The organism is Dyadobacter sp. CY351, from assembly GCF_021502625.1.
Classification (GTDB): Bacteria; Bacteroidota; Bacteroidia; order Cytophagales; family Spirosomataceae; genus Dyadobacter; species Dyadobacter chenhuakuii.
Window position 1 is genome coordinate 331,769 of record NZ_JAKFFU010000004.1, and the last position, 17,083, is coordinate 348,851.

The 17,083-nt window shown below is 47.5% G+C and carries 10 protein-coding genes; 1 reads left to right on the forward strand and 9 read right to left on the reverse strand.

The features are described from left to right. Positions 1-25 precede the first annotated feature (25 nt). The 7 genes from L0660_RS10585 to L0660_RS10615 form a co-directional block, all read right to left on the reverse strand. The gene (locus tag L0660_RS10585; RefSeq protein ID WP_235159441.1) at positions 26-199 is read right to left on the reverse strand and encodes a hypothetical protein; all 174 of its coding nucleotides are present in this window, start codon (positions 197-199) and stop codon (positions 26-28) included. Positions 200-654: 455 nt separating this feature from the next. After that, positions 655-2,340 carry a sodium:solute symporter family protein gene (locus L0660_RS10590; protein ID WP_235159442.1) on the reverse strand — a complete coding sequence of 562 codons (1,686 nt, stop codon included), beginning with the start codon at positions 2,338-2,340 and terminating at the stop codon, positions 655-657. 288 nt (positions 2,341-2,628) lie between these two features. Then, entirely contained in the window at positions 2,629-5,199 is a 2,571-nt protein-coding gene (locus L0660_RS10595) for a glycerophosphoryl diester phosphodiesterase (protein WP_235159443.1), read from the reverse strand. Positions 5,200-5,349: 150 nt separating this feature from the next. Then, positions 5,350-7,347 (reverse strand): FAD-dependent oxidoreductase, encoded by a 1,998-nt coding sequence (locus L0660_RS10600; protein ID WP_235159444.1) that lies wholly within the window; start codon positions 7,345-7,347, stop codon positions 5,350-5,352. Then, positions 7,344-8,276: a hypothetical protein gene (locus tag L0660_RS10605; protein ID WP_235159445.1), complete on the reverse strand. Its 933-nt coding sequence runs from the start codon at positions 8,274-8,276 to the stop codon at positions 7,344-7,346. Before L0660_RS10605 ends, L0660_RS10600 begins: the two co-directional genes overlap by 4 nt. After that, on the reverse strand, positions 8,276-9,769 hold the full coding sequence (locus L0660_RS10610) for a RagB/SusD family nutrient uptake outer membrane protein (RefSeq protein WP_235159446.1): 1,494 nt from the start codon (positions 9,767-9,769) through the stop codon (positions 8,276-8,278). Before L0660_RS10610 ends, L0660_RS10605 begins: the two co-directional genes overlap by 1 nt. 30 nt (positions 9,770-9,799) lie before the next feature. After that, complete coding sequence (locus L0660_RS10615) at positions 9,800-12,826, reverse strand: TonB-dependent receptor (protein ID WP_235159447.1); 3,027 nt, start codon at positions 12,824-12,826, stop codon at positions 9,800-9,802. Positions 12,827-13,187: 361 nt separating this feature from the next. On the opposite strand from L0660_RS10615, the gene L0660_RS10620 reads away from it, so the two are divergent. Beyond that, the gene (locus L0660_RS10620; RefSeq protein WP_409013389.1) at positions 13,188-14,357 is read left to right on the forward strand and encodes a substrate-binding domain-containing protein; all 1,170 of its coding nucleotides are present in this window, start codon (positions 13,188-13,190) and stop codon (positions 14,355-14,357) included. 126 nt (positions 14,358-14,483) lie between these two features. On the opposite strand, the gene L0660_RS10625 is transcribed toward L0660_RS10620, so the two are convergent. Together L0660_RS10625 and L0660_RS10630 are read right to left on the reverse strand one after the other, a co-directional pair. Beyond that, positions 14,484-15,449 carry a sugar phosphate isomerase/epimerase gene (locus L0660_RS10625; RefSeq protein WP_235159449.1) on the reverse strand — a complete coding sequence of 322 codons (966 nt, stop codon included), beginning with the start codon at positions 15,447-15,449 and terminating at the stop codon, positions 14,484-14,486. A gap of 141 nt (positions 15,450-15,590) precedes the next feature. Continuing rightward, positions 15,591-17,054 (reverse strand): alpha-L-fucosidase, encoded by a 1,464-nt coding sequence (locus L0660_RS10630; protein ID WP_235159450.1) that lies wholly within the window; start codon positions 17,052-17,054, stop codon positions 15,591-15,593. Between the last annotated feature and the right edge of the window lie 29 nt (positions 17,055-17,083).

Genomic DNA, 17,083 nt, shown 5'->3' on the forward strand with positions numbered 1-17,083 from the left:
TTAAAATGTTTTTTTACGGTCGGATTTAAGGCATTATCGCGATTTTTCGTTGATCCCAATGTTGCGTCCCTCCGGGACTTGGTGACTGCGTTTTGTTGATCTTTTCTACCAATATTGCGTCCCCGGGACTTGGCGACTGCGTTTTGTTGTTCTTTTCTACCAATGTTGCGTCCCTCCGGGACTTGGTGATTCGTTTCATTGTTTCTTTTCTACCAATATGGCGTCCCTCCGGGACTTGGTGACTGCGTTTTGTTGATCTTTTCTACCAATGTTGCGTCCCTCCGGGACTTGGTGACTGCATTTCATTGTTTCTTTTCTACCAATGTTGCGTCCCTCCGGGACTTGGCGATTCGTTTCAATGTTTCTTTTCTACCAATATGGCGTCCCTCCGGGACTTTGTGACTGCGTTTCATTGTTTCTTTTCTACCAATGTTGCGTCCCTCCGGGACTTGGCGATTCGTTTCATTGTTTCTTTTCTACCAATGTTTCGTCCCTCCGGAACTTGGTGACTGCGTTTTGTTTTACTAATATTTTAGCGTCAATCGTTGAATCGATACCATTTCCATTATCTGCTATCCCTAGTCCCAGAGGGACGCAATATTGGTAACCTGATACGAACGTACTTATGTCAAATGCCGGAGGCATGCAAGACTATCACTTGACAAGAACCCGCCGGGAGGCCACAAACGGAATTGCTGATGAAAACAGCACTACTGTTGCTACAACTGCGGTTATCAACGTCCCGGAAGTGGTCATTACACTTAATATGAAGAGCATTATTGCTGTAAAAAGCAATGCGCCGGCGATTACTTGCAGGCCAAAGCGGTTTTGGCGTTTGATTTCTATGGCTTCTTCTTCATTGACTTCCAGGGCGTCGATGCGCTTTTGTTCTTTGGTTTCCAGGTAAGTCAGATATTCTTTGGCGATGATGTCTTTGGAGCTTGCCCAGAGTTCGTAGGCTAATAAAAGGAGCAAGGGAAGGCCAACGCCGACGATCGTTTCCATGCCTCTGGATAGTTTGAAATCCAGTAAGATGGGCGCAAGGATTTTAAAGAAGAGATTGACCGAAAGGCCGATGCCGGTGACCCATAAAGTAACTGTGCTGTTGAGTCTTTTTGAAAATAAGGCCCAGAGCGGCGGTGCGAGAAGCGGACCGCCGGAGATAGCGGAAATGCTTAAAACAACTTCCACGATGCCACCGGCGGCAGGAACGAGTAAGGCGATGCCGATCATACCCAAACCAAAAAACCAGGAAGAGCCACGGGCAACCCGGATCAACTGCTTGTCGGAGGCCTTTGGGTTGACCATTCCCTTGTAAATGTCATTGGTGAAAACGGCGGAGACGACGTTCAATGCGGTATTTGCGCTTGCGGATGTAGAGAAATACATGCCGGTCAGCATTAGCCCCAGCAATCCGGGCGGCAGCACCATTTTACAGATCATTAGATAGGCATTTTCTGTATCCAGGCCTGTTAATGTTGGGTTAATGGCCTTGTATATCATAGGCGGAAACATCCATATCACCGGACTGATCAAATACAAGCCAGCAAAGAGAAAAGCGACTTTTTTGGCCGATTTTTCGCTGTCGACGCTCGTGTAGCGCTGCACCATCGTCCAGTTTCCGCCGATGTAGCAAATATGGTAAATGACAAATGCGGCAACGAAGCCGATAGTGTATTCGCCATTTAAGAGATTGAAAAAATCGTCCGGAACGGCCTTGCTGAAACCTTCCCAGCCGCCGACTTTGTCAAAGGATAGGGGAAGCAAAATGAAGACCGCTGCGGACAAAACTACAAATTGCAGAATGTCGGTAACCATTACCGCCCAAAGCCCGCCGACTGCCGTATAAGCAATCATAAAAAGCCCCAATCCAATCGTACAAGGCACCAAAGGCAAGTCGAGCGAAGCGCTAACAAGTTTGGCAACGGGATACAAAACGGAACCTTTGATAAACACCGAAACCAACGTGAAGATGAAAATATAAGTTTTCTGTACGGGCAAGCCCAGGCGCTCGCGGATGAATTCTGCAGCGGTTAATGCGCCGGTTCTTTTCCAGCGTGGTGCCAGGTAAAGGGCGGTGATCAATGCGCCTATGCACATGGTCCATTGGATGGTGATGGCGACCCAGCCGTGTTTGTAGGCGATGGAGCCCCAGGCCACGAATGTCCCGGCCGAGAAAAAACTCATGAACAAGGACAGCCCCCCGATAAACCAGGGAACCGCCTCTCCTCCGGCAAAAAAAGATTTTAAATTCCGTCCCGTTCGTGCAAATAACATCCCAATGCCCATCACGAATGCGGAAAAGACTAGGATGACGGCAGTATCAATGGTGTTGTTCATTATTCGGTTGTTAGCATTTTCTCATTCCGTTTCGCAAGTTTCCCTAAGCTGAGCATCGGCTAGGCGTCAGCCTCGAGCCGAGCATCGGCTAGGCATCAGCCTCGAGCCGAGTATCGACTAGGCATCAGCCTCGAGCTGAGCGTCGGCTAGGCATCAGCCTCGAGCCGAGCATCGGCTAGGCATCAGCCTCGAGCCGAGCATCGGCTAGGCATCAGCCTCGAGCCGAGCATCGGCTAGGCGTCAGCCTCGAGCTGAGCATCGTCTCTAGCCGTCAGCTTAAGCTGACGGTTAAAGAAGATCGATTTTTAGGGTTTTTAGGCCGAATGGGTTGATAGTTATCTGGTCTGTTTTTGCGGGTTGGTTGTTTTCCAGCCATTTTTGTTCCTGTATTTTTTTAGATTCTCCGAGTTTGCTTTGGTCCAGTTTCAATGTAAATGTGGTCGTTAATGCACTGTTATTCAGCAATGTTATGTAAATGCTATTTTTCGAAGTCGACCTTGACGTAATCACGTCAATAGCAGGTTTGTCGGCCACAGCGAATCCTTCCAGGATAACAAGCCTGGCTTTATCGCCATAAACTTTACCTCGTTCGAAGCCATACGTTTGGTGCGGGCCTACTTTTGGAGCGACGAAGCCTCTTGGGAATTCAATTTTTCCATTGGACCTCAGTGCTACTTCTGAGAGTAAATAATCCGTGATCCAGCCGATTTGCCACCAGGCGTGGTGGGGGTAAGGCCCCGCACCTTTGTTCATGGCTTGCCAGTAGTAGGATGCGACGCTGGTTTTGCTGTCTACGAATGCGTCGCGTCCGATGGCGGCGGACCGGGCCATGTCGGCGAAGATTTGCTCGCCGGTTAATTGATGCATTCTAATGAAAAGCCCCGCGTGGCTGGCCAGCTGAATAGGGCCAAGGCGTGTTGCCGAACCGAAAATGCCACCATGTTCGAAGCTCAAACCGGTCTGACTGATTTCCCAGTCTTCCTTGCTGTTCCCATTGACTTGCTTAATGTTCCTATTGGCAATAGGATGCGTATAGATTGAAGCAGTATAGATTTTTGCACAGGTAACTGCCGCATCCTGGTATTTTTTATTTTTGGTCAAATCATAAAGATCTAGTAGTGCCTGAGCCGATTGTCCGGTAGCAAAATCTGGTGCATAGCGCGCATCGCCGCACACGCCCAGGAAGGAGCCGGTTTCGACGGCATTTTTTACAAACCAATCCGCCCCTTTTTGTGCGGCTTTCAGGTATTTTTCATCTTTTAAAATGCGGTAGGCAACGATCATTCCGTAGAATGTGGGTCTCACATCTTGAATGTCTTTGAATAATTCCTGCTCATTTTTTCGGTCGTAGGCTACGGCCCAGCTGCCGTCTGTGTTTTGCCATTTGAGTAATTTATCAGCTCCTAAGCGCAATTTTTCCTTCAACTCTGCATTTTGAGGTTCGAACAAAAGCATATTACCCATGTCCAGTAACACATAGTAAGTCAGTGCGATAGGTTCCACGACTTCACCCCATTCTTCGACGAATTTTTTGCTTTTGGCTAAATAATATTGCCCTTCGATGGCTCCCTCAAAGAAGCCTTTATTGGTCTCTTGCTGTACTAATTTGAAATTCAATGCAGGCGGCAAAACCTTTTCCTTCAATTCAGGATCGTTGGTTGCATTGGCCAGCATCCACATAGCGCCGTAATCGGCGTTTTTCATGGCGTCTTTGTTAGAGCCGACCACGCCGCCAAGGTAAGATTGTGCGCCGATCTGCTTGCCTTCGTATTCTTCAATGTTCCAAAGCGACGTTTTCGGATCCGTGAGATAATGGTGCATTTTTTCGATGCGGTCGGTGAGGGCCTGCTTGCTTTGGCGGAGGCTTAATGTTTCGTGGAATTTGTAAATGTCGTTTGCCGCATGCTTGATCGCCTGGAACCAGTCGCCGGCGATGAGGCTGTAACGGAATGAGTAGGTAATCTCTTCACCAGCATTTAGTTCTGATTTTGGTTCGCCCAAAACCGGATAGTATAATGTAGGTGAGAGCTGCGATTTCCGGTTCATGTGCGACAGCCCAAGATGCCAGTCCGTTTGTGAGACTTTGTCGTTTGCCCAGGGATCGCGCGCGAGTCCCGGATTGGGGATAACCGACAATGTAATGCCGTTTTTAGTGCTGATCAGCGGGCTTAATGTTGTTGCGCAGCGTTCGCGATAAACCACCGGACGATCCGGAATTCCGTGTCCATAAGCATAGGCGAGGGCGAAATTACGTTGTATAAAATTACCCTGAAAATAGCCCGGTACAGATGCCCAGGACATTTGGTTTGGAGTGATAGAAGCCAGGGTGGGTGTTGCGAGTGAAAAATAACCCTTCTTTTTTGGGATAAGCCGCATGGTAACCTGAATGTCCGTGGGATAATCGGGATCTAATTTCCAGGTCGCTTTAACCGTCGCTACTTCGGTTTCTTTCGTGAATTCCAGCTCATTTTTTTTTGCCGAAAGATCCGCTGGTAAAAAGCTAAAAACCTGCCCGGCCTTATTCAGTGAAACTGCCGTGGTGCTTTCTTTCCATTGGCGTTCCTGATAATGGTAGTTGTCTTCGGGGAATGTTCCGCCGGTCGTTTTTTCAAACGTTTCGGCCGGTTCGTCTGAAGGTTTCGTCCCCGCGTAAAGCAGCGTGTATTCTCCGGAAGGCGTCAGCCCTTCAATCCATTTGCCATCTTTTTTTACCAGTATTTTATTGATCGACCAGTTTTTGCTGTCGTTTTTAAACTGAATGCTAATGTGATCATTCGCAAGGCTGACAGGCGTTTTATCCTGACCTAAAACATAATTGATTGATCCTAAACACAGAAAAATGGCAAAGTATAATTTCATTGTTACTTTATTTCATTAATAAAATCTTTGGTTCCTGCGATGATAAGAAGGCTTTGACTGCCCATTTTGTTGGGTCAAAAGCGCCTTTTGCGGCTTCATATACTTTCTTCATTTTTCTAACCGGAAAAAAACAGCAAGCTATTTTTCTTATCAAGGCTGAGGCGCAGGGGTTTCACCTTTTAGAATGGCCATTAGTTCGGGTAAATGATTTTGGTAAACTCCTCTGGGCGTTGTTTTATATTTTGTAGTTAAATAGGCAGCAAAACCTACCACTTCTCCCATCATTCCACAGGTGCGCATGACCCGCGTGCTGCCGAATGCCACGTGCGTGGTGCTGATGTTCCTGCCAGCGACGAATAGATTTTGAATGTTTTTGGAATAAAGGCAGCGATAGGGAATGGTGTATGGCGCTACTTTAATGTGCTTGGTTCCGGCGAAAAACTCCTGACCTTCAAAGTATTTGCTGTTTTTAGCATCTGGGAAATGCAGATCAATGGTCCACGTTGCCGTTACGGAGCCGTCCGGATAGAACTTGCCCTCCTGAATGTCCATCTGATTCAGAATGTGGTCACCGATAATGCGGCGCGATTCGCGTTTTCCGCCAATGTAAGCTACCCACGCAAGCTCCCGTTTGGCATATTTCGCGCCTTTGTTCTTTTTCAGATAAGACCAGTTTCCGTAGATCGCGCGCAGGTTATGATCACGGATTTTCTCCGCGTCGGTAATGGTGTTGAAATTGCCAAAACCTGTTTCCCACTGCCAGTCAGCCTTGGGTTCGTCAATGTGGTATTCATCGGAAAACTGGATGGCCCAGGGCGTGTCGGGGAATGACGAAACGGTGTCACGTTCCAGTGAGGCCCATAAATTGGATGTTCCTAATGTGAAATCATCGGCCTTTTCGGCAGCGAGCGATTCGCCCGTTTCTGCCTTGCTTTCGCGTCCCATTCTAAATTCTGCGCCGGCCAGATAGCCTATTGTTCCGTCGCCGGTGCAGTCAGAGAAGAAGGAGCCGGTGAAGCGTATTTCCTTGTTTGTAGCAATGTCGCGGCCTACTACTGCGGTAATGATATCGTTTTCTTTTTCAACTTTATAAACGTGGGTGTTTAGGAATAGTGAAATGTTTGGTTCTGCTTTTACAATCGAAATTTTACGTGCATCGCCATATTCTTTGGCATCCGGATTCCCGTTTCCGGGATCGCCATTGTCCATTTCTCTTACAATCCTTCCAAGTTTGGGATAATGGTTTTTATCAACATCGCCCATCAAGTGCACCCGGATTTCGGAGCTGTTATTTCCGCCCAGGACCGGCCTGTCCTGGATCAGCGCAACTTTTAGTCCCATCCTGGCTGCTGAAATGGCCGCGCAGGTTCCCGAAATTCCTCCGCCAACCACCACCATATCAAATCGGCCTGCCTCGGCTGGTTTTTCGGTGAGGTTCAGCAGTTTCTTGCGGAATGTCGTTAATGCTTCAAATTCGTTAGGAGGCGTAAATTTTAAATCGTCGGTAAACAGGATCGCGTCGCAGCGGCCGTTGAAGCCGGTTAAATCTTTAATAGACAACTTCGCCGAGCCAGCTTTGATGTCCGTTTCGCCACCGTCATACCATTTCCAGGCATCGGATCCGCTCGAACCGAACACCGGGCCAACTTGCTTGCCGTCGATACTGATCTCAAATTTCCCCGGCCCTTTCGGAAAGGGCGCCCAGTCTTTGGTACGGACCCACATTTTGTATTTTCCCGGTTTTGCGAATTTGACGGTTGTAGCAGCGTCTTTCACCGGCCTGCCCATTCCATGCGCCATAATGTAGGATGAGCCCATCACCACAAAAGACTGCTGGTCAATCACCCATCCGCCTTTGTCCTCAAACGATTCTGTTTCTACCAAAACATGGTTTTGCGCGGACGAGCAAAAGGTTAGGAGCGTTAGGAGCAGTGTGAAGATGGGTGCGGCTACCCCGGACTGAAGTCCGGGGATATGAAATGAAAGGGTGCCGATGGCACTGGCTGATGCATTCGGTTTTGAAGGCCAAGAAAAAGTGCCTACCGCACTTGCGAGCCACTTCCATCCAAACAACAGGCAAAAAGTGCCATCGGCACGACCAATACTGCTAGCGTCGGGTTTCAACCCGACGAAATATGGGTTTTTCATGGGTTCAGGATTTTTTTAATGAGGGATATTTGTTCGTCGTTGGATTTGGCCAGCGCGGATTTCAGGTTGTTTTTTAAGGATTCGTCGAGGGCAATGGTGTTCAGCTTTTTCAGAATCGATATTTGCAGGGCATATGGAGACCTTTGATAGGTTTGCCAGATCCAGTCCTGTCTTTTTTGTCCTGAGAAAAAATCGCTGCTCAGGCGCTGCAATGTATTTTTTGCGATAAAGACATTTTTTCCATCAATCACTTTCTCAATATCAGGCTCAAAAGTTCTCTTAACATTTCCTTTTGCATCCATCACTTTTTCCATTGCCCAATATTGATAATGGTAATTGTTGCTCGTCAGAAGGCGATGCAGTAAGGCGTCGCTCTGGTAAGTTTCAATGATCTTCTTCATTTCTGGAACGACCGTTCCATATGCAATGTGCCAAAGCGTGTAACAGGTATAAACAGCGCCGTCGATCACATGATTTTTGATCGTTTTCAATGTTGCGCCTGTCTTGGCATCAACCGAATCGGACAGGTCATCAGTGCCTTTTGTGATCAGATCTTCCATTTTCAGATCGGCAAAAATGGAATTGGGCTGAGCCAGAATATCCTGCAACTTGTCATAATCTTCCTGCCTGAATTCGTCGTGATCCACTTTGGTCAGCACTTTGTTTTTGGGCAGATCGAAACGTTCATAATTACCCAGTAAATCCCAGTAGAAGTTGATATGCACCGGTTTGCATTCATTTGTATAGCAAACCGGCGTGAAAATGTTTCTGAAAAAATACTGCGGTTGCCCCTTCTCATCCAGTGCGAGTTTCAATGTGTAAGTCAACGTGTCATTTTCCACGATCGTAAATTCACGGATCCTGTCATTTCCTTTTGCAGAAAAATGATGCATCGTGGCAACCAGGAAAATGATTAATATGCTTTTCATTACTTCCAGTCCGGGTTTTGTTCAATCTTCGCATTCGCATTGATCTCATCCTGCGGAATCGGGAAATAGCGATTTTTTGCAGTTACATTCCTGACCGGATATACGCTGTTTACCGCTTTTGGAATAACAGTCAAAAACTTTCCGGTGCGGGTAAGGTCATACCAGCGGTCGCCTTCGGCAAAGAATTCCCACGCGCGTTCCTGCAAAACGGCTTCTATAAATGCATCTTTGGTCAAACCAGTTTTCAAAACAGGCAAGCCAGCGCGCTTGCGTACTACGTTAATAGACTCATAGGCAGCAGCAGTAGCACCATTCAACCGCGCTTCGGCTTCGGCGGCGATCAGGTAAACATCCGGCATGCGCAGGATCGGAATGTTTGGAATCAGGCCAATGGTCGACACGGGGTCCTGGTATTTTTTGATCAAAACACCTTCTGTTGTGATGGGGGTAATGCTTCTTTGCGGCACCGTTTTCCCGGCTTTGTCAATATAATTGGTATCCAAAAGCGTTCTGCGTTTGTCTTTTGGATCAAATGAATTGAAAAAAGACTGGTAAGCAAACATGGATCCGAACGAAGTCCGGGCATACTCCGGTCCGGCGCTTCCGGAAGGGCCGCAAAGGCCCACCAGCTGGTGGCTCAATCCTGGCGAAACAGGGTCAACTTCATATGCAAAGATGTTTTCCAAACGCGCAGCATCCTCATTATCATAGCGATATACGTCCTGAACATTAGGCAACAACGCATGTTTATTAGATGCGATGACCAGCTTCGCCTTCGCCAAGGCGGTGGCATAATCCTCATTATATAGCGCTGCTTTCGCATAAAGTGCAAGCGCAGCTTCGTTCGACGCACGACCTTTTACAACTGCCGGGAAAGATGGAAGTCCCGCTGACGTGGCCTGGTCAAGGTCGCTGTAAATTTGCTTGTATACATCTGCTTTCGGGCTTTTGGCTGTCAATGCTTCCTCTTCGGTGTAGCTGGGCGTGATCTTCACTGGCACGTCGCCGAAATTTTTGGCCAAGACCCAATGGTAGAATGCGCGTAGGAAATATGCTTCGCCCAAAACCTGTTTTTTACGAGCTTCGTCCATCGTTGCGCCCGGCACTTTGGCAATCACCCAGTTGGCCTTTTCAATGCCGCTGTAACACGACTGCCAGATCTGCTGGGGTGATTCATTTACCCGGCTGTTGCTTTTTTGGGTCGTGTAGTTGACGTCGTAAGTGAACATTGTCAACGTGTTACGACCTACCACACCGCGTGGGTACGTTTGGTCATCGCTGAAATCGGCAACTAATGTGAGTGCCGGTGCGCCGCCGAGGCCGCCCAATGCGCCGTAAACGGCTACGAGTCCTTTTTCAGCGTCGGCTGCGGTTCTGTAAAAATCTTCGGTATAAATAGACGAATATATCGTTTCGTTCAGCTCGCAGGATGGCAGCAGCAAGGAGGCTCCCAGTATGCTCAGCGTAGCGCTTAATTTTAATGCTTTTCTCATGTTTCAAAAATTAGAATCAGTGATGAGGATTTAGAATGTTACCTGAATACCGCCCAGGAATGATCTGGATTGCGGATAAACGAAGTTGTCAACGCCGATGATCGTGTTGGAACCTGCGTAAGTATTCACCTCCGGATCGTATCCGCTGTAATCGGTGATCGTAAACAGGTTATTGGCGCTTGCATATAGGCGAATGCCCTGCACACCCTTGAAACGTGGTAATGTGTAACCCAACGTCAGGTTTTTGCAGCGCATATAAGAGCCGTCTTCAACCACATAATTTGAAATCGGAAGCCTTCCGCCTTGCGCCCCGCTCACATACTGATTGCTCGGGTTTGTAGGCGACCAGCGGTCTACAACGCCTTTCAGCAAGTTGCGCTGACCCAGTGGGTTTTCGAAAGATAAGCGGCTGGCATTGTAAATATCATTTCCCTGCGATCCCGAGATAAACACACCCAGGTCAAAGCCTTTGAAGGCGAGGTTGGTTGAAAAACCATAGATGAATTTCGGATTGGGATTACCCACAATGACCTGATCGGCGGCCGTGATCTGGTTGTCGCCCGTCACGTCTTTGATCTTATGGCCGCCCAAGCGTCCGTCATAACCCGGAAGAATCGCTTCGCCTGTTTGATTCACACCATCAAAAACATACGTTTTGAACATCCCAAGCGGCTGTCCCACAGACAAAATCGTGTACGTGGTAACAAAGCGCTCATTGGTAACACCGCCGTCCAGGTTCAGCACTTTGTTGCGGTTGAATGTGGTGTTGGCCGAAACGTCCCATTTCAATTTTCCATCCAGGATCCGGGCATTCAGGGCGAGTTCCAGCCCCTTGTTTTCAAGTGATGCAAAATTGCCCGTAATCGAGCCATATCCCGCGCTTAACGGCAAGCCTTTGATGTAGAGCAGATCGTCTGTTTTCTTATGATAAACATCGGCAATGAAGCTCACGCGGTTGTTCAGCAAACTCACGTCAATCCCTAAATTAGCCTGCTTCGAACGTTCCCAGCGCAAATCCGGATTTGCAATGCCGGTAGGATTGATGCCGGTCACGTAAGTATGGTTGATCAAATAATCACTGCCCGTTGAGGCGGCCGTTGAGAGTGATTGGTAAGGGCTTATGCCTCCTGCATTTCCTGTGATCCCGAAGCTTCCACGCAGTTTCAGGTCTGATAACCAAGTTAAATCTTTGATAAATGGCTCTTCAATCAGACGGTAGGCTGCTGAAATGGCTGGGAAAACGCCGTATTTGTGGTTAGCCCCAAACTTGCTCGAGCCGTCCACGCGTGCTGTGAGGTCGAGGAAAATTTTGTCTTTGAAACCGTAATTGATCCTGGCAAGATAAGAATCGAGTCGCTGGCTGCTCCGGCTGCTGCTAACTGTCCGCGTTAATGCAAGCTGTAACGCTTCGTTTTGCGTGGCATCGTTTGGGAAACCGGTTGCATTCAAATTGTTGGAATTCGATTGTTCGAGCTGCGTTCCAAAAACCGCTGTGGCTTTGAACGAATGGTTTTTTCCAAAATTTGTATTGTAGGTTAAAATGCTCTCGTGCAGCAAGGCCAGGAAATTGCCATTGCCTTTGGCGCCAGACCCGGAATTATCATTCAGGTCACTTTTATTAACGATCGACCTCGGCGAGTAAGCGTTGAACAATTCGCCACGCTGGTCAATGTTGAAAGAAGCGCGATAGGTCAGTCCTTTGACAAAATTCACTTCGGCATAAAGATTGGCCAGCGTTCTTTTAATGTCCCTGTTCATCACCATTGCCGCAAAATTCAGCGGGTTCACAACCTCGCGATACTGACCGCCGGCTTGCTCACCGAACGGGAAAATGGAACCGTCTTCTCGATAAGGTTTCAGCGTAGGCGGTGCGCCAATTGCGGCTCCCAGAACAGAAGACAGCACTGCGCCACCGTCCCCGATGTTCTCACCACCCGTCTGAATGCCATCATTTATTGAATAACTTCCTAGAATGCTCGTTCCGATTTTCACCTTTTTGCTCAGCCTGTGATCGAGGTTCAAACGATACGAATACCTTTTGAATGATGAACCAATGAATGTTCCCTGCTGGTCGAAATAGTTAAGTGACAATGCCAGTTGTGTTTTTTCATTTCCGCCATTGATCGAAAGCTGGTGGTTCTGGATCGGTGCTTTACGGAAGATGTAGTTCTGCCAATTCACACCCTCGCCCAGAGAAGCAGGATCGGGATAATAGTTGTTTTTGAAAACTTCATTTTCGAGCTGTGCAAACTCGGACGCATTTAATACATCGAGTTGTTTGTTTACCTTCTGGGTGCCGTAGTAGCTGTCAAATGTGACATTTGTTTTGCCGCTTTTACCTCGTTTTGTTGTGATCAGAACAACACCATTAGCAGCCCTGGCGCCATATATAGCCGATGCAGAAGCATCTTTCAGGACTTCAACGGACTCGATATCATTGGGGTTAATGGTAGAAAGCGGGCTTACATCCGTGATGCCGCCGCCGTTGGAGATCTGGATCCCGTCAATCACGTAAAGTGGTTCGGACGAACCATTAATAGAGTTGGTTCCCCGGATCCGCACGCTGATATTACCGCCCGGAGCGCCGGAATTTTGGTTGATCTGCATCCCTGAAACTCTTGCTTGTAAACCTTGCGCAATGTTTGCAACGGGCGTTTGCACCAGATCTTCTGCTTTCACGGATGCAATTGAACCGGTTGTTTCTACACGTCGCTGCGTTCCATAACCCACTACAACCACTTCTTCCAGTGCCTTTGTGTCGGTTTTTAGGTTAATGTCAATGCTCGTGCGGTTATTGATGGCAATTTCTTCCTTTAAATACCCGACAAATGAAAAGACGAGCGTAGCATTTGCCGCAGCTTCAATGGCATAGGTGCCTTCTACGGTTGTTAATGTTCCCTGCTGCGTCCCTTTTACCGTTACACTGGCACCGGGAATTCCTTCCCCTTTGTCATCTGTAACTTTTCCCGTCACCATGCCGGACTGCGCCAGCAATGCATGCGTCAAGCCCAATTGCAGGACCATCAGCAAAATTGATTCAAGTATTCTTCTCTTCATATACTAATTATTAGGGTTAAAGGCAATGTTGTTCAAATGGGAATAATGCAATTTAGAATGCAGTTGATATGTAGAAACGTTGATTATGGTTATTGAAAAACTTATTCACTCTGCGTTTTAATTGGTCGTTTAACATAAATATAGATGCGTCTGGAAGTGAAATCAAGCCATTCAGGACCCAAATAAATGTGGGAATTAAACTAAAAGTATCGGCAACGTTTGCGAATACGTTGCCGATATATGGTTTTATGACTTTTTAATATAAGAATTTTATATTTTTGTAAGTGAGATTAGTGTGCAGGGCAAGTTATTGTTCAAAAGGTAGGATTATTAAAAAAGTGCAAAGTTTATGATTAAATGTGTGAAGTGCGAACAGGTGGATAGCATTATGAAGGCAGGTTACGTCAGGGGCAAGCAGCGCTATCTGTGCAAAACCTGTAACTACTATTTTACGCATTCGGAAAAGGACTTGTCTCTGCCTTCTGCTGTCAAGCGCAAGCGGCATCAGACCACGATCATCGACATTGCAAAATCGCTGGGGGTTTCGAACTCCACTGTTTCCCGAGCCTTACACGGGCATGCAGACATTAATCCGGAAACACGGCAGGCTGTGCTGGATAAGGCATTGCAGCTGGATTATCAGCCCAATCAGCTGGCCTATAACCTGGTAAAAAGCAAGACCAATACAATTGGAATGATCGTTCCGGAATTTCACAATCCGTTCTTCCCTAATGTGATTATAGGCGCGCATGAAGTGCTTACCAGGGCGGGTTATAACCTGACGATCATGCAAAGCAACGAATCCTACCAGGTTGAAATATCAAATACAAAAGCAATGCTCGCCAACCGCATTGATGGATTGCTGATATCGCTCACCCAGGAAACCAACAATTTTGAACATTTGGGTGTATTCGAAAAGCGGGGCATTCCGCTCGTGCTTTTTAACCGAGTTTGTGAGCAGATCAACGTGCCCAAAGTGGTTGTGAATGATTTTGAAGCTTCTTTTCTGGCTGTGGAGCATTTGATTATGAATGGTTATGAAAGGATTGCGCATTTGGGCGGGCCGCTTAATTTGCTGGTCAGCCAGGAGCGGTTAAGAGGTTATCGGGCTGCAATGGAAAAGCACGGTAAAATCATTGAAGACCATATGATCATCCAGGGCATGCTGACGCAGCAGAAGGCGAGGATTTACGGACAATATCTGCTCGATCTGGCCAATCGCCCGGATGCCATTTTCGCAGTGAATGACTCTGCGGCCATTGAAATTATGCTGATAGCAAAAGAAAAAGGGATCAGCATTCCCGATGAACTCGGCGTCGTCGGGTTCAGCGACAACCCGGAATCCGCCTACATTGGCCCCGGCCTCACCACCATCCGCCAGCCCACCCACGAAATCGGCCGCACCACAGCAGACTGGATTTTACAGCTTGTTGACGATGAGGATGTTATATTGCCGGACAAGAAAATTCTGAAAACGGAGCTGATCGTAAGAGGCTCCTCGCGGCGGTGTGGGGTTTTTATCGTGATCTGATCGAACCTTGATGCTTATGAAAAGTGATTGTTGCTACGAATACACCGCAGCGGCGTATTCGTGGCAATACAAAAAAAGTGCGAATCCAATGAGGCCGCACTTTATAATATGATTGTCTTGCAGGGATTAACTAAACACTTCCCTGAATAATTTCAGGCTTTTGGGGACGGCTGTGGCGGCATCTTCTTTTCCTTCCATTTCCAAAGAGATGTAACCTTTGAAATTGGCTTTGCGCAGAATGTCTGCGATGCGTTTATAGTCCAGATCCAGGTCGTAATAATGCCCACCTCCGTAATAAGTTTTCGCCTGCACTATTGTTGCGTATGGTGCCAACCGCTCAAACTGCGGATAGGGATCGCCGACGAAATTTCCCGTATCCACATTCATACCCATGGCAGGCGATGAAGAAAGTGGTTTGTAAATTTCGAGCAGATAATCAATGTTGGAAGATAAGCCCCAGTGGTTTTCAATAGCGAGCACAACACCAGCCTTTTCGGCGGCAACGAGACATTCGCCCATCGCATCGATGCACCATTTAATGGCGTCCTGGTCGGTGTAACCTTCAATCGGTGGTTCTTTGCCGTCTTTATAATAATTGGCGTCCCGCTTTGCAGTCCGCCAGCTGCCTGTGTTCATCCGGATGGCCGGGATTCCCATTTGAACAGCCATATCGATACATCTGAGCGTATGCTCAATGTCTTTTTTACGGTCTTCGGCCTTGGGCTGCACAAAACTCTGGTGAATAGAAAGCAGCGGAAGCGATAAGCCATTATCGAAAGCAAGTCTTTTCAGCTTGTTCATATAAGGAACCGTTTCGTTTTCCATCTGGCGATGCAGAATCTCAACGCCGTCAAATCCCAGCTTGGCTGCGTCTTCAATCACTTTTTCAACCGGATATTTCTCTTTTCCGAAATGCCAGTAAGAATAGGTTGAAACGGCAATCGGGATTCTTCTCGCTGGCAAAACTGCGGGTGATGTTGTGGCAGCATTTACAGGCTTACCAGCCACGGCTGCGACGCCTGCCAGTGCAGCAGTCTTCAACCAGGTCCGGCGTGATTCGCCGTCACCTTTCGTATTCAGATCAAGAGACATGGTGTAAAGATTTAGGAATAGATTTATATAACTAAAATTTGAAAAATTTGTGACAAAGCAAGTTAAATAATCAACCTGCTTTGTCCAAATCGGTCAGGGGTTTTGTTATAACATTGGCTGAGAAATGTTTCTCAGATAGATCTATTCCGAATCTTTATAAAGCCCGAATTCGCTAACCGCAATGCTGACAGGCGATTTGGTAATGCGAAGTCTGACTTTTTGTGTAGTAACAGGCGTAGCAAGTTTCACAATCCTTTTGGCGCCAACACTCGTTCCTTTATGGATTTCCTTCCATGCGTTGCCTTCCCAGCTATCTACCGCAAATTCTTCTATGCGCTGTCCTAGCTTGATAAATTCCTGTAACGTAATAATATCGAACGTGATGGGCTGGCTCAGGTCAATGACAACCTCGGGAGTTTTGAAGTCATCGTCGGTTGCCCAGTATGTATCCGGTTTTCCGTCCAGAATGTTTTTGGCGCTGTAAATAGAGTTGTAACCCCGCACATTCACAGCTTTGGAGCCTGCTCTTGCGATCAGGTTTGTTGCAAATGTCTCTTTTACATGGTTACCAAACGATTTTAATGCTGCAACATCATCCTCGTGCAATTGTCCCCGCGTATCCGGAGCAAGGCCAAGATCCAGCGCCGCACCGCGCCCCACACTTTTTAGATACAGATCAAATAACTTTTCGGGTGTTTTTGGCTTTTCTGTGGGGTGGTAAAACCATCCTTTGCGCAACGGCACATCACATTCAGCTGGGATCCAAAATTTACCATTTCTCGTTCCGCCTGGGTTTTCGGTGGCATTTGCCTGTCCCGGAACTGCAACATTCTGGCCTTCCGAAGGCTTCGGTGTAAGCGTTGCCCAGGAAGTTTCGTTTACACTGCCGTCCTCATTTCCAGCCCAGCGAACGTCCCAGCCGATATCACTGAATATGTTCGCGGTTGGTTGTAGTTTACGGGTCAGGTTGGTCCATGTGGAATCCCACTGATAGTAAGTGGTGTTATCGATCGCCCGTTTCTCCCGTGCGCCGCCATAATAACCGTCGCCGCCGTTAGCGCCATCGTGCCACGACATAAACAGTTCACCATAATTGGTGTAAAGTTCACGAAGCTGTTCCCGGTAAATAGCAATGTATTCGGGCGTGCCATATTTTGCATTATTACGGTCCCACGGAGAGCAGTAAACGCCGAATTTAAGACCGTGTTTTCTTGCCGCGTCAGCGACCTCTTTAACCATATCGCCTTTGCCGCCGCGGAACGGGCTCTTAGTAATGTTGTAGTCTGTGGTTTTGGTAGGCCATAATGCAAAGCCGTCGTGGTGCTTAGCCACCAGCACTATTCCTTTTAGTCCTCCTGCTTTTGCAGCAAGTATGATTTGCTCGGCGTTAAAATCAGAAGGGTTGAATGCTTTCGGATCTGCATCGCCGAAGCCCCATTCCTTGTTTTCAAATGTTGTGGGAGTAAAGTGGATGAGGCCGTAAACTTCGGTTTCATGCCATGCAACCTGCCTCGGGGCTGGTAATGCGCCGTAAGGTTTCGGAGGAGTTTGCGCAAACGAATTTAATGCCGTTAACAGGAAAAGTGTGGCTAAGGGTTTTATCATTTTTTGTATTAAAATTAAATAGAAAACGT